Source organism: Variovorax palleresanus (assembly GCF_051144945.1).
Taxonomy (GTDB): domain Bacteria; phylum Pseudomonadota; class Gammaproteobacteria; order Burkholderiales; family Burkholderiaceae_C; genus Variovorax; species Variovorax paradoxus_S.
Map to the genome: position 1 here is coordinate 399913 of NZ_JBJNVP010000002.1, position 12786 is coordinate 412698.

At 66.9% G+C, this 12786-nt stretch carries 11 protein-coding genes; 5 read left to right on the forward strand and 6 right to left on the reverse strand.

What is annotated here, in order from left to right:
* Positions 1–58 precede the first annotated feature (58 nt).
* Positions 59–3577, reverse strand: a complete 3519-nt coding sequence (gene dnaE / locus ACJ7Z0_RS05695; RefSeq protein WP_434789041.1) for a DNA polymerase III subunit alpha — start codon at positions 3575–3577, stop codon at positions 59–61.
* Between the two features lie 61 nt (positions 3578–3638).
* On the opposite strand from dnaE, the gene ACJ7Z0_RS05700 reads away from it, so the two are divergent.
* Positions 3639–4430 (forward strand): sulfurtransferase, encoded by a 792-nt coding sequence (locus ACJ7Z0_RS05700; protein WP_434789042.1) that lies wholly within the window; start codon positions 3639–3641, stop codon positions 4428–4430.
* A gap of 31 nt (positions 4431–4461) precedes the next feature.
* Here ACJ7Z0_RS05700 and ACJ7Z0_RS05705 read toward each other — a convergent pair whose 3' ends face one another.
* The 4 genes from ACJ7Z0_RS05705 to ACJ7Z0_RS05720 form a co-directional block, all read right to left on the reverse strand.
* On the reverse strand, positions 4462–5385 hold the full coding sequence (locus ACJ7Z0_RS05705; protein ID WP_434789043.1) for a pirin family protein: 924 nt from the start codon (positions 5383–5385) through the stop codon (positions 4462–4464).
* A gap of 25 nt (positions 5386–5410) precedes the next feature.
* A complete protein-coding gene (locus ACJ7Z0_RS05710) occupies positions 5411–5962 on the reverse strand; it encodes a flavodoxin family protein (RefSeq protein WP_434789044.1) in 552 nt (183 codons plus the stop codon).
* Positions 5963–6019: 57 nt separating this feature from the next.
* Complete coding sequence (locus ACJ7Z0_RS05715; RefSeq protein WP_434789045.1) at positions 6020–6457, reverse strand: DoxX family protein; 438 nt, start codon at positions 6455–6457, stop codon at positions 6020–6022.
* Between the two features lie 89 nt (positions 6458–6546).
* Complete coding sequence (locus tag ACJ7Z0_RS05720) at positions 6547–7248, reverse strand: pirin family protein (protein ID WP_434789046.1); 702 nt, start codon at positions 7246–7248, stop codon at positions 6547–6549.
* 177 nt (positions 7249–7425) lie between these two features.
* On the opposite strand from ACJ7Z0_RS05720, the gene ACJ7Z0_RS05725 reads away from it, so the two are divergent.
* The 4 genes from ACJ7Z0_RS05725 to trmB all read left to right on the forward strand — a co-directional run bounded on the left by ACJ7Z0_RS05725 (position 7426) and on the right by trmB (position 11229).
* Positions 7426–8379, forward strand: coding sequence for a LysR family transcriptional regulator (locus tag ACJ7Z0_RS05725; RefSeq protein WP_434789047.1), 954 nt, complete (start codon positions 7426–7428; stop codon positions 8377–8379).
* Between the two features lie 87 nt (positions 8380–8466).
* A complete protein-coding gene (locus ACJ7Z0_RS05730; protein WP_434789048.1) occupies positions 8467–9549 on the forward strand; it encodes an NAD(P)/FAD-dependent oxidoreductase in 1083 nt (360 codons plus the stop codon).
* Between the two features lie 7 nt (positions 9550–9556).
* On the forward strand, positions 9557–10480 hold the full coding sequence (gluQRS, locus tag ACJ7Z0_RS05735; protein WP_434789049.1) for a tRNA glutamyl-Q(34) synthetase GluQRS: 924 nt from the start codon (positions 9557–9559) through the stop codon (positions 10478–10480).
* On the forward strand, positions 10480–11229 hold the full coding sequence (gene trmB / locus ACJ7Z0_RS05740; RefSeq protein WP_434789050.1) for a tRNA (guanosine(46)-N7)-methyltransferase TrmB: 750 nt from the start codon (positions 10480–10482) through the stop codon (positions 11227–11229). Before gluQRS ends, trmB begins: the two co-directional genes overlap by 1 nt.
* Positions 11230–11259: 30 nt before the next feature.
* Here trmB and pdxR read toward each other — a convergent pair whose 3' ends face one another.
* The gene (gene pdxR, locus ACJ7Z0_RS05745; RefSeq protein WP_434789051.1) at positions 11260–12705 is read right to left on the reverse strand and encodes a MocR-like pyridoxine biosynthesis transcription factor PdxR; all 1446 of its coding nucleotides are present in this window, start codon (positions 12703–12705) and stop codon (positions 11260–11262) included.
* Between the last annotated feature and the right edge of the window lie 81 nt (positions 12706–12786).

The window sequence follows — 12786 nt, forward strand, 5'->3', positions numbered from 1 at the left end:
TCGAGTTCGGCCTGCGAGCGCGCGCGAGTGCTACGCAACCGCGCGCCTTGCTTGCCTCTTACTCGTAAACCACCGAAGCTTTTCCAGCTTCCGCCTGCGCCGTCCAGCTCGCGAGCGCTGCGTCGGTCGGGAAGAACTTGGCGCGCTCGCCAAGTTGCAGTTCGACCTGCGCACCACCACGCGCCATCGAGAGACGCACCGGTAGCCCCTGCACCAGGTCGCCATGCTCGCTCTGCTCGGTGCGCGGCGGAAAGTCTTTCACCAGGCGGGCGATGTCGGGCGCCTTGCCGTTCACGGCCACGCGCAGGAACTTGCCGAAGCGGCAGCGCGCGGTGGCCAGGTCCCACACCTGCTGCACCTGAAAGCGTGCCTCGAAACCGCCGCGCCCCGGCTGCAGCCGGCCGCTCACGATCACCAGTTCGTCGTCCTTCAAGGTGTTGCGGTTCGCGTTGATCAGCGCCTCGTCAGCGGTCGCGTCGATCGAGTCCGACTTGTCGTCGAGCTTGAAGATCGCGAGGCGCCCGCGCTGGCCGTTGATCACGCGGAAGTCGCTCACGATGCCCGCAATCACCTGCTGCTCGCGGGTGTCCATCAGGTCGCCGATCTCGCGCTTGCAGAAGCGCCGCACCTCGTGCGAGACCTCGTCGAACAAGTGGCCCGAGAGATAGAAGCCCACGGCCGTTTTCTCGTAGGTGAGCCGCTCCTTCACGCCCCAGGGCGTCGCATCCACCAGTTCGGGCTCCTGCGTGGCCGAGCCGTGCTCGCTGTCGCCGAAGATGTCGACCTGCGCGGCATTGGCCTCGGTGGCCGACGCGAACTCGAAGGCGCGGTCGACCGAAGCGATCAGCGACGCGCGGTTCTGCTGGATCGCGTCGAAGGCGCCGGCCTTGATGAGCGCTTCGACCGTTCGCTTGTTGATGCGCTGGCGATCGATGCGCACGCAAAAATCGAACAGACTCTTGAACGGGCCGCCTTCTTCGCGCGCCCGCACGATGGCCTCGACCGCCAGCTGGCCCGTGCCCTTGACGGCGCCCAGGCCGTAGCGGATCACCTTGTCGGTGACGGGCTCGAAGCGGTAGTTGCCGCGGTTCACGTCCGGCGGCTCGAAGGTGATGCCGAAGTTTTTCTGCGCATCCTCGAACAACACCTTGAGCTTGTCGGTGTCGTCCATTTCCACGGTCATGTTGGCGCAGAAGAACTCGGCCGTGTAATGGACTTTGAGCCAACCCGTGTGGTACGCCAGCAGCGAATACGCGGCGGCATGCGACTTGTTGAAGCCATAGCCCGCGAACTTCTCCATCAAGTCGAAGATCTCGTCGGCCTTGTCTTGCGGAATGCCGTGCGTCGACAGTGCGCCCGCGCGGAATTTCTCGCGGTGCTCGGCCATCTCCTCGAGCTTCTTCTTGCCCATTGCGCGGCGCAGCAGGTCGGCGCCGCCAAGCGAGTAGCCGCCCAGGATCTGCGCGGTCTGCATCACCTGCTCCTGGTAGACCATGATCCCGTAGGTCTCGGACAGCATTTCGGCCACGGCCGGGTGCGGATACTCCACCTCTTCGCGGCCGTGCTTGCGCGCCACGAAGCTCGGAATCAGGTCCATCGGGCCCGGACGGTACAGCGCGTTGAGCGCAATCAGGTCTTCCAGGCGCGTGGGCCGCGCGTCCTTCAGCATGCCCTGCATGCCGCGGCTTTCAAACTGGAACACCGCTTCCGTCTTGCCCTCGGAAAACAGCTTGTAGGTTTCGCGGTCGTCCAGCTTGATGTTCTCGTACGCGAAGTTCTCCTGGCCCTTATGGCGCTTGACGATGAACTCTTTCGCGATCTCGAGGATGGTGAGCGTGGCGAGGCCCAGAAAGTCGAACTTCACGAGGCCGATGGCCTCCACGTCGTCCTTGTCGTACTGGCTCACGGCCGAGTCGCTGCCGGGTTGCTGGTAGAGCGGGCAAAAATCGGTGAGCTTGCCGGGCGCGATCAGCACCCCGCCCGCGTGCATGCCGATGTTGCGGGTCATGCCTTCGAGCTTTTGCGCCAGCTCGACCAGCATGCGCACTTCTTCTTCCTTCTCGATGCGCGCCGCAAGCTGCGGCTCCATCTCGATGGCGTAGTTGTTCTTGTCGCCCTCCACCTTCGGGTCCGGCGGATACTGGATCGTGACGGGCTGGCCCGGCTTGTTCGGAATGAGCTTGCTGATGCCGTCGCAGAACATGTAGCTCATGTCCAGCACGCGCCCCACGTCGCGGATGGCGGCGCGCGCGGCCATCGTTCCGAAGGTGGCAATCTGGCTCACCGCGTCGCGGCCGTACTTGTCCTTCACGTAGTCGATCACGCGGTCGCGGTTGCCCTGGCAAAAGTCGATGTCGAAGTCGGGCATCGAGACGCGCTCGGGATTCAGGAAACGTTCGAACAGCAGCTTGTATTCGAGCGGATCGAGGTCGGTGATCTTCAGCGCATAGGCCACCAGCGAGCCCGCGCCCGAACCGCGGCCCGGGCCCACCGGGCAGCCGTTGTTCTTGGCCCACTTGATGAAGTCGCCCACGATCAGGAAGTAGCCGGGGAAGCCCATGTTCAGGATCGTGTTGATCTCGAACTCGAGGCGCTCCACGTAGCGTGGGCGCTCGGCATCACGCTTGGCGACGTCGGGGTAAAGATGCGCAAGACGCGCTTCCAGGCCTTCAAACGACTCCTGGCGGAAAAACTCGTCGATCGGCATGCGAACGCCTTCGCTGACGAAAGGCGTCGGGAAGTCGGGCAGCTGCGGCTTGCCGAGCACCAGCGTCAGGTTGCAGCGCTTGGCGATCTCGACCGTGTTGGCCAGCGCGCTCGGCACGTCGGCAAAGAGCGCTTCCATCTCGGCGCTCGACTTGAAATACTGCTCTTCGGTGAACTTGCGCACGCGGCGCGGGTTGCCGAGGATTTCGCCTTCCGAGATGCAGACGCGCGCCTCGTGCGCCTCATAGTCCTGGCGCTCGGCAAACTGCACCGGATGCGTGGCGACCACCGGCAGGCGCAGCCGGGCCGCGAGCTTCACGGCGGCAATCACATGCGGCTCGTCCTCGGGGCGGCCCGCGCGCTGCAGCTCGATGTAGAAGCGGTGCGGGAACATGCCTGCCAGCTGCAGCGCCAGTTCGGCGGCGCGCTCCTCCTGCCCCTGCAACAGCGGCGCGCCCAGCGGGCCGGCCTGCGCGCCCGAAAGCGCGATGAGCCCGCCCTGCAGTTCCTCGAGCCATTCGAGCTTGCAGGCCGCCTGCGACTGGCCCCGGCCCACGTTCTGCGTCCAGGCACGGGCCAGCAGCTCCGACAGGTGAAGATAGCCCTCGGTGTTCTGCACCAGCAGCACGATGCGCGTGAGCACGCCGGGCTCCTTGCCCAGTCCCTCGATGAAAATCTCGGCACCGATGACTGGCTTGACGCCCTTGCCCCGCCCCTCTTTGTAGAACTTGACCGCGCCGAACAGGTTGTTCAGGTCGGTGATGGCGAGCGCGGGCTGCTTGTCGGCAGCGGCCGCCTTGACCACTTCGTCGATTCGGTTGGTGCCGTCGACGACGGAAAACTCGGTGTGCAGGCGCAGGTGAACAAACATCCTCTCATTGTAGAAAGCCGCACTCCACGATGTGGGTTGACGATCCCTACAATTGCGCCCCGTGCAAGAGATTTTGAATATTGCGGCTTACAAATTCGTAGCCATCGACGACAGCCCCGTGCTGCGTGAAGACCTGCGCGAGCGCGCCCAGGCCCTGGGCCTCATGGGAACCATCCTGCTCGCCCCGGAGGGGATCAACCTGTTCCTGGCGGGCCTGCCCGACGCCATCCGCAGCTTTGTAGCGAGCCTGCGCGCCGATGCGCGCTTCGCCGACCTTGAAACCAAGGAAAGCTGGTCCGCCGCGCAGCCTTTCCGTCGCATGCTGGTGAAGCTCAAGCGCGAGATCATCCGCATGGACCACCCGGCTATCCAGCCGTCCGCTGGGCGAGCGCCGGGCGTGGACGCCCCCACCCTCAAGCGCTGGCTCGACCAGGGGCACGACGACGAAGGCCGCGAAATCGCGCTGCTCGACACGCGCAATGCCTTCGAGGTCGACGAAGGCACCTTCGACGGTGCGATCGACTGGCGCATCAATAAATTCACCGAATTCCCGCCCGCGCTGAAGGCGCATCGCGCCGACTTTGAAGGCAAGACGGTCGTGAGCTTCTGCACCGGCGGCATCCGCTGCGAGAAGGCGGCCATCCTGATGCGCGAAGAAGGCGTCGAGAACGTGCTGCAGCTCGAAGGCGGCATCCTGAAATATTTCGAAGAGGTCGGCGGTGCGCACTACCACGGCGACTGCTTCGTGTTCGACGGCCGGCGCGCGCTGGCGCCCGACCTGAGCGCACGCGCGGCCGATGCCAGCGCACGCGCCTCGGAAGACATCGACCTCAGTAGCGGCCTGAAGAAATAGCCGGCGGGTTGCCCGCCACGCGCTCTGGAGATCAGACCGGCGTGGTGCCCACGTCAGGCTCGCGCATCCCAAATGGCTTGCCCGGCAGCGGAATGAATTCGGTCTCTCCCGGCACATGGCCCATGCGCTGTGCGGCCCAGTCGGAGCCGGCTTCGAGGATGCGATCGCGTCGGCTCGAAACAAAATTCCAGGTGATGTAGCGCGGGCCATCGAGCGGCTCGCCGCCGATCACCATCAGGCGTACCGCGGTGGTCGAGCTGAGCACCGCGCCCTGGCCGTCCGGCAGCACCGCCATTGTGTGCACGGGAATCGGCTCGCCGTTGACGCTCGCATCGGCATCGACGGCATAGACCGCGAGCTCGGGCGCCAGCGCGGGCAATTCGAAACGCCCACCCGCGGGCAGCGCGATGTCGAGATAGATCGTCTGCGACAGCGTCTTGACCGGCGAGCGCTTTCCGAAAGCCTCGCCCACCAGCACCCGCACCGCCACGCCCTGCTCCACCAGTTCGGGAATGTCACTGGCCGGCGTGTGCTCGAAGCTGGGATCGGTTTCTTCGTGCGCCTGCGGCAAGGCAGCCCAGAGCTGCAGGCCGTGATTGACGTAGGTGTCGGCCTTGAGGCGTTCGGGCTTGCGCTCGGAGTGCACGATGCCGCGGCCCGCCGTCATCCAGTTGATGGCGCCGGGCAGGATCTCCTGCACGCTGCCAAGGCTGTCGCGATGCATCATCGCGCCTTCGAAAAGGTAGGTGACGGTGGAAAGGCCGATGTGCGGATGCGGCCGCACGTCGTGCTGGGCGCCGGGCTGCTCTGTGGCCGGGCCGAAGTGGTCGAAGAAGACGAAGGGCCCGACCGAACGGCGGTTCGCGGCCGGCAGCAGGCGCCGTACCTTGAAGCCACCGCCCAGGTCCTTGTCGTGCGGTTGAAGCAGTTGGGTCTGTGCGGTGGTGTCGGTCATCGTGCGCTCCGTGAATGGCTGGGTTCTATCCGCGCGATCTTGCCACCGCCGCAATGCGCTCGCCGAAAGCGCGTGCGGTGTCGAGGTCGCCCTTGAACATCTCGGCGGGGCTCGCGTCCGAAGGCGATTGCGTCAGCAGGCCGCCGTAGCCGCCCACGTAGTTCATCGAATCGCGCGAGGCCGCCTTGTTGTTGGTCGGCAGGATGCCCATGCTGACCCAGAGGCCGCTGTGCTGCATCGCAAGCGTCCACAGGTAGGCGATGGTCGCCACCTTGTCGCCGTTCATCGTGGCGCTGTTGGTGAAGCCCGCGAAGAGCTTGTCCTTCCAGCCCTGCGTGTACCAGACCTTGGACGAGGCATCGGCAAATTTCTTGAACTGCCAGCTCACGCCGCCCATGTAGGTCGGCGAGCCGAAGATGATCGCGTCGGCCGCGGCCAGCGTCTCCCAGCCGCCTTCGGGCAGGTTGCCATCGGCATCGATAGCGAGCAGCTGCGCGTCCGCGCTATCGGCCACGGCTTGCGCCACGCGCTGGGTGTGGCCGTAACCGGAATGGAAGACGACGACGATGTTTGCCATTGGGTGATTCTCCTGGGTGGACGCGATGGTCATTGATGCGAAGCCTTGGGGATCAGCTTACTTCTTGTCGATGCTGAAGCGGCCGGCACCAAAGGCCACGAAAGCGAGCAGGCCACCGGTAACGGCAATGTTCTTGAAGAACATCAGCTGGTTCACGAAGGCCTTGTCGGCGGGCATGCTCCAGTAGTTGTGGAACAGCACCGACGCCACCACGGTGAAGATTGCCAGCACCACGGCCGCGAAGCGCGTCTTGAAGCCGACGAGCAGCATCAGGCCAAGGCCGAGTTCCACGATGATGGCAATGACCGCCGCAACCTGCGGCAGCGGTGCGCCAACGGACGAGATATACCCGACCGTCCCGGCAAAGCCCATGAGCTTGCTGAAGCCTGCCGGCACGAACAAGAGTGCCAGCAGGACGCGGCCGACGAGGGACAGAGTGTCCTGTGCCACATTGGGGGTGGTGGCTGCGGCTGCGTTGAATGTGGTGGTTGCCATGATGAAGTAACTCCTTGGTTGTCGATTGATTGAAAGAAAAGAACGGGAAAGCAAGACAGATGCCGGGCGGCGCGCGCCCGGCGCGGGAATCAGGCGGCCAGATCGAACACCAGCACTTCGGCGTCCTTGCCGGCGCCCAGCGTGAGTTGCGATTCGCCTTCGAGCATTGCGGCATCGCCGCCCGCGAGCTTCTGGCCATTGACTTCGAGCTCGCCGCGCACCAGGTGCACGTAGCTCTTGCGCTTCGGGTCGAGCGCCAGGCTGGCCTTTTCGTCGCCGTCGATAAGGCCCGCGAACAGGCGCGCATCGGCATGCACCGTCACCGAACCGTCGGCGCCGTCGGGCGAGGCCACCAGGCGCAGCTTGCCGCGCTTCTCGTCGGTGCCGAACTTCTTCTGCTCGTAGCCGGGCGCAATGCCGCGCACGTTCGGCTCGATCCAGATCTGCAGGAAGTGCGTGGTCTCGTCGGCCTTGTGGTTGAACTCGCTGTGCATCACGCCGCGGCCCGCGCTCATGCGCTGCACGTCGCCCGGCGGAATCGCTTCCACGTTGCCCATGCTGTCCTTGTGCGCCAGTTCGCCCGACAGCACGTAGCTGATGATTTCCATGTCCTTGTGGCCATGGGTGCCGAAGCCGGCGCCCGCGGCCACGCGGTCTTCGTTGATTACCCGCAGATTGCCGAAACCCATGTGGGCCGGGTCGTAGTAACCGGCGAAAGAAAAGCTGTGGAACGAGCGCAGCCAGCCATGGTCGGCATAACCGCGTTCCTGTGATTTACGGACTTGCAACATCGTCGAACTCCTTCGGCCCATTCCCCGAGGGGGATGCTCGGGCCTTCTTCGTATGCCGCGCCGGATGCGCAGCGGATGTGAAGAACTTTAGGCCCGCACCCCTGCTTTGAAAGCGCCGGGGTTTGATGGCATCATTCAAATTTTTTGATCAATCGATCGACCCATCATGGAGCCACGATGCCCAGCGCCAGAGACGTACTGACCCCCGACGCGCTCGCCATGCTGCAGACCGTGGCCAGCACGGGCAGCTTTGCGGGCGCGGCCCGCGCCCTCAACCTGGTGCCCAGCGCGCTCAGCTACCGCGTGCGCCAGATCGAGGACGCGCTCGACGTTCTGCTGTTCGACCGCAGCGCGCGCCAGGCCCGCATCACCGAGGCGGGTGCCGAACTGCTGCGCGAGGCGGCCCGGCTGCTGGGCGAGATTGACGCGGTGGCCAACCGCGTGAAGCGCGTGGCCACCGGCTGGGAGCCGATGCTCACCATCGCGGTCGACAGCGTGATCGCGCGCGATCCCCTGCTCGACCTGGCCACCGCCTTCTTCGCGCTCGATCCGCCCACGCGGCTCAAGCTGCGCGATGAAACCCTGCTCGGCACCATCGAGGCTTTGACCAGCGGCGAAGCCGACCTGGCCATCGGCGCGGTGCTGGATGCGGCGAGCCTCGCCTTCACGGCCACGGGCATCCGCAGCCGGCCGATCGGCGAGCTGTGCTTCGTCTATGCGGTGGCGCCGCATCATCCGCTGGCGCGGCTGCCCGAGCCATTGACCGATGAAGTGCTGCGCCAACACCGCGCGGTTGCGGCCGCAGACTCGGTGCGCAGCGGGCCGAGCATGACGGTCAACCTCGTCGGCGGGCAGGACGTGCTCACGGTGCCGAGCATGCATGCCAAGCTGAGTGCGCAGCTGCACGGCCTGGGCGGCGGTTTTCTGCCCGAGCCGATGGCACGGCCGTATATCGAGGCCGGCCACCTGGTCGAACGCAAGACCGAACGCCGCCCCCCGCTCGCGACCATGCACTGCGCATGGCGCGTGCGCAGCGCGGGCGGGCCGGGCCGCGCGCTCGAATGGTGGCTCGCGCAATTCGACCACGAGGCCACGCGGCGGGCGCTGCTGGAGCGGCACCGGGGGCGCTGAGCACCAGCCGCCCGAAAGCGCCCTTCGCAGACCGTTGTAGAGTCCGAATACATCCATCGTCTCCCCTACACAAGAAAAGAGTCCCTCATGACCACTCGCGCAACTGCAAAGGCGACCGACCGCCACCGAACACCCACCGCCCCACGCCACTACGCCGTCGTCGGCGCGGGCATTGCCGGCGTGGCCTGCGCCCGAACCCTGGTGCAGGCCGGCCACAAGGTCACGGTGTTCGAGCGCGAAGCCGCGCCCGGCGGGCGCATGGCAAGCGTCGAAACTGCCTTTGGCCGCTTCGACAGCGGGGCGCAGTATTTCACCGTGCGCGACCCTCGTTTTGCGCTGGCACTGGAAGCCACGCCCAATCTCTGCCGCCCATGGAGCGCCAACCTCGTACGTGTGCTCGATGCGCATGGCCGCGTGGCCGAGGCAGCCCTGCCCGGCCGCGAATCGCACTGGGTGGCCCAGCCCGGCATGGATGCACTGGTGAGCCACTGGGCCGCACCGCTCGGCGGCAGCCTGGTGCCCAACACGCAGGTGACGCAGATCGAACCCGATGCGCTCGATGCCAAGCGCTGGCAGCTGCGCACCGCGGGCCAGGACGATTCGCAGCACGTGTACTCGGGCTTCGACGGCGTACTGCTGGCCGTGCCGCCTTCGCGCACGCGCGTGCTGCTGGGCGACGGCAAGCTCTCCGCCTCCGTCAGCCAGAAGATCGAGCCGGTGCGCATCGCGCCGTGCTGGACGCTGATGATCGCCTTCCCCCAGGCCAACCAGCCCACCATGTCGCACCTGGGCCCGCAATGGAATGCCGCGCGCAGCACCCACCACCGCGTGGCGTGGCTCGCGCGCGAGTCGTCCAAGCCCGGCCGCGAACGCATCGAGCGCTGGACGCTGCAGGCCAGCGCCGCGTGGTCGCAGGAACACCTGCGCGACGATGCCGCACGCGTCCAGGCCAAGCTGCTGCGTGCCTTCGCCGAGATCACCGGTATCCATGCCGCGCCCACGCATGCCGAGGCGCGCTGCTGGACCGAAGCCCAGACCCAGGTTCCCGTCGGCAAAAGCCACCTCTGGGACGCCAAGGCCCGCATCGGCGTGGCCGGCGACTGGTGCACCGGGCACCGCGTGGAAGACGCGTTCCTCTCGGGCCTTTCACTGGCGCTGGCAGTGATCTGATTCAAGGATGCGTGAGACCGGCCGTTTCGCGCCCTCGCCCACCGGCCCGCTGCATGCCGGCTCGCTGGTGGCCGCGCTTGCGAGCTGGCTCGACGTGCGCGCCCGCGGCCCGCAGGCGCGCTGGCTGATCCGCATCGAAGACGCCGACACCGAACGCTGCCTGCCCGGCATGGGCGAACACGTGCTCCGGCAGTTGGCCGACTGCAGCCTGCTGCCCGACGAAACGCCGGTGTGGCAGACAGAGCGCACCGCCCGCTATGAAGCGGCGCTTGCCAGGCTGCAGGCTCTCGGCCTCGCCTACCCCTGCGGCTGCTCGCGCAAGGACATCGACGAGGCGCTGGCGCGCCTTGGCCGGCCGCACACGCGCCATGGGGAGCGCGTCTATCCCGGCACCTGCCGCAACGGCCTGCACGGCAAGCCCGCGCGTGCCTGGCGCTTTGCCACCGAGAAGTTCGAATCCGCCCAGCCGGCGCTGCCGGACGGTGAACTCTGCTGGACCGACCGCCGCCTCGGCCGCCAGTGCCAGCACGTCAGCCGCGAGGTCGGCGACTTCGTGCTGCGCCGTGCCGATGGCCCCTGGGCCTACCAGCTCGCGGTGGTGGTCGACGACGCGGAACAGGACGTGACCGACGTCGTGCGCGGCGAAGACCTGGCCGACAACACCGCACGCCAGATCCTGCTGCAGCGCGCACTCGGCCTGCCCACGCCCAGCTACCTGCACACGCCGCTGGTCCGCGGCGCCGACGGCGACAAGCTCTCCAAGCAGAACGGCGCCACCTCCATCGATACCGGGGCGCCCGAGGCCGCGCTGGCCTCGCTCGACGCCGCGGCACGCGTGCTCGGCCTGGGCGCCGCGCAAGGCGGCTCATGCGCCGCGGCATTGGCCGGCTGGGTGCCCGAATGGCGCGATCTCTACAATTCGCGGCCGTAATGACCTCTTCCGACACCGTGCCCCACGACCTTCCACCCGGCGACGACGACGCGGGCGACGACGACAACAAACCCCACCCGCTGCACCGCCGCCTCAAGAGCTTCGTGAAGCGTGCCGGCCGCACCACCGACGGCCAGGCGCGCGCCTTTGCCGAGCTCGGCCCGCTGTTCCTCATTCCCTACAAGCCCGAACCGCTGGACCTCACCGCCGCTTTTGGCGGCCGGGCCGCGCCGACCGTGCTCGAAATCGGTTTCGGCATGGGCGAGGCCACCGCGCACATCGCCACGGTGATGCCCGAGACCAACTTTCTCTGCTGCGAAGTGCACGAGCCCGGCGTAGGCGCGCTGCTCAAGCGCATCGGCGAGCAGTCGATCACCAACATCCGCATCTGCGCGCACGATGCGGTCGACGTGCTCGACCACATGCTGCAGCCCGATTCGCTGGCCGGCGTGCACGTGTTCTTTCCCGATCCGTGGCACAAGAAGCGCCACAACAAACGGCGGCTGATCCAGCCCGGGTTCGTGAAAAAACTCGCCGAGCACCTGCGCCCGGGCGGCTACATCCATTGCGCCACCGACTGGCAACCCTACGCCGAGCAGATGCTCGAGGTGCTGTCGGCTGAACCGCTGCTGCGCAACTCGGCCGAAGGCTACGCGCCCAAGCCGGCCTACCGGCCGCTGACCAAGTTCGAGAACCGCGGCCTCAAGCTGGGCCACGGCGTCTGGGACCTGGTGTTTCAGCGCGCCTGAGCGGCACCCGCTTTTTTTCAGGCAGAGACTTCAGGGCTTTCGGCCCAAGGCGGCCCGCAGCCTTGTCGCGAGCTGCTGCGCATGCGCGGCGGAGCCGATGTTGGTGAAGCCCATCAGCAGCCCCTCGTCGCGAAAAGCCGCCGTGCCTCGCCGCGACAGCGGCTGGCAGTTCAGGCCGGCAAGCTGCGCGCGGTGGGCCAGTTCCTCGTCGTTTTCGCACCACCGGTCGAAGCGTGCGATCAGGTGCATGCCGCCGCTCTGCAGATCGATGCGCACGTCCTCGCCAAAGGCCTTCTGCAAGGCGGCCGCAAACACGCTGCGGCGGCGCGCATAGAGCAGCCGCATCTTCTTGAGGTGACGGGAGAAGTGGCCTTCGCGCATGAAGTCGGCCACCACCGCCTGCGTGAGCTGCGGGCATCCGTTGGACCACGTCTGTGCGGCCACGCCGAAGGCGCTCAGCAGCGAGTCGGGCGCGACCACGTAGCCCAGCGCCAGCCCCGGGTAGAGCACCTTCGAGAAGCTGCCCGCATACAGCACGCGATCATGGCCGTCCAGGCTCTTGAGCGCGGGCAACGGCGGGCCGGCGTAGCGGTACTCGCCGTCATAGTCGTCCTCGACGATCCAGGCCTTGGCCTCGGAGGCCCAGTCGAGCAGTTGCAGCCGGCGCGCGAGCGACATCGACACACCCAGCGGTGCCTGGTGCGAAGGCGTGACCACGGCCATCTTCGCTTTTGCTGCCTTGCGCATGCCATGCGCAACGTCCATGCCTTCCTGGTCCACCGGCACGGACACCGGGCGCTGGCCGGCACCGCGCAGCACCTCGTGCGTGGGCGTGTAGCCCGGGTCTTCCACCCACACACGGTCGTCCTTCGCGAGCAGCGTGTGCGAGATGAGCGCGAGAGACGCGCGGTAGCCGCCGGTCACGAAGACCTGCGACGGATGGCACGAGACGCCGCGCGACACCCGCAGATAGGCGGCAATGGCGGTGCGCAGCACCGGGTGGCCCGAAGGGTCGCCATAGAACATGTCGGCCGCGGTCGTCGCCCTCGCGCGGCGCGCAGCCAGGCGCGCCCAGAGCTTGCGCGGAAACGCATCGAGCGCCGGAATGCCCAGCTGCAAAGGCGGCGGCGGAGCAGGCTCGGCAAGCGCCTGGCCGGAGGCTTCCGCCCCGGTTCTTCGAGGCCCGCGGCGCACCGGCCGGCGGGCGGGGAGCGATGGGGAAACCACCGTGCCCGCCTGGCCCTGCGGCGAGAAATAACCTTCACCCGCAAGCTGGCTGTAGGCCGTCTCGATGGTGCCCCGCGCCACGCCCAGTTCGCTCGCCAGGCTGCGTGCAGATGCCACGCGATCGCCCGGGCGAAGCACGCCCAGTTCGATGGCCGCCCTGAAGCGCTCGTAGACCTGCCGGTACAGCGGCGCAGGCGCCGCGCGGTCGATTGCCAGGTGGGCGGTGGAAAAGGTCTTCTCTTGAATCATGGCCCATTCATTTTTGCGAATCTTGGCTCTTTCGAGTGTGGCATCGAAAACCTAAGCTCGACCGGTCGAACAGCCAGCAGG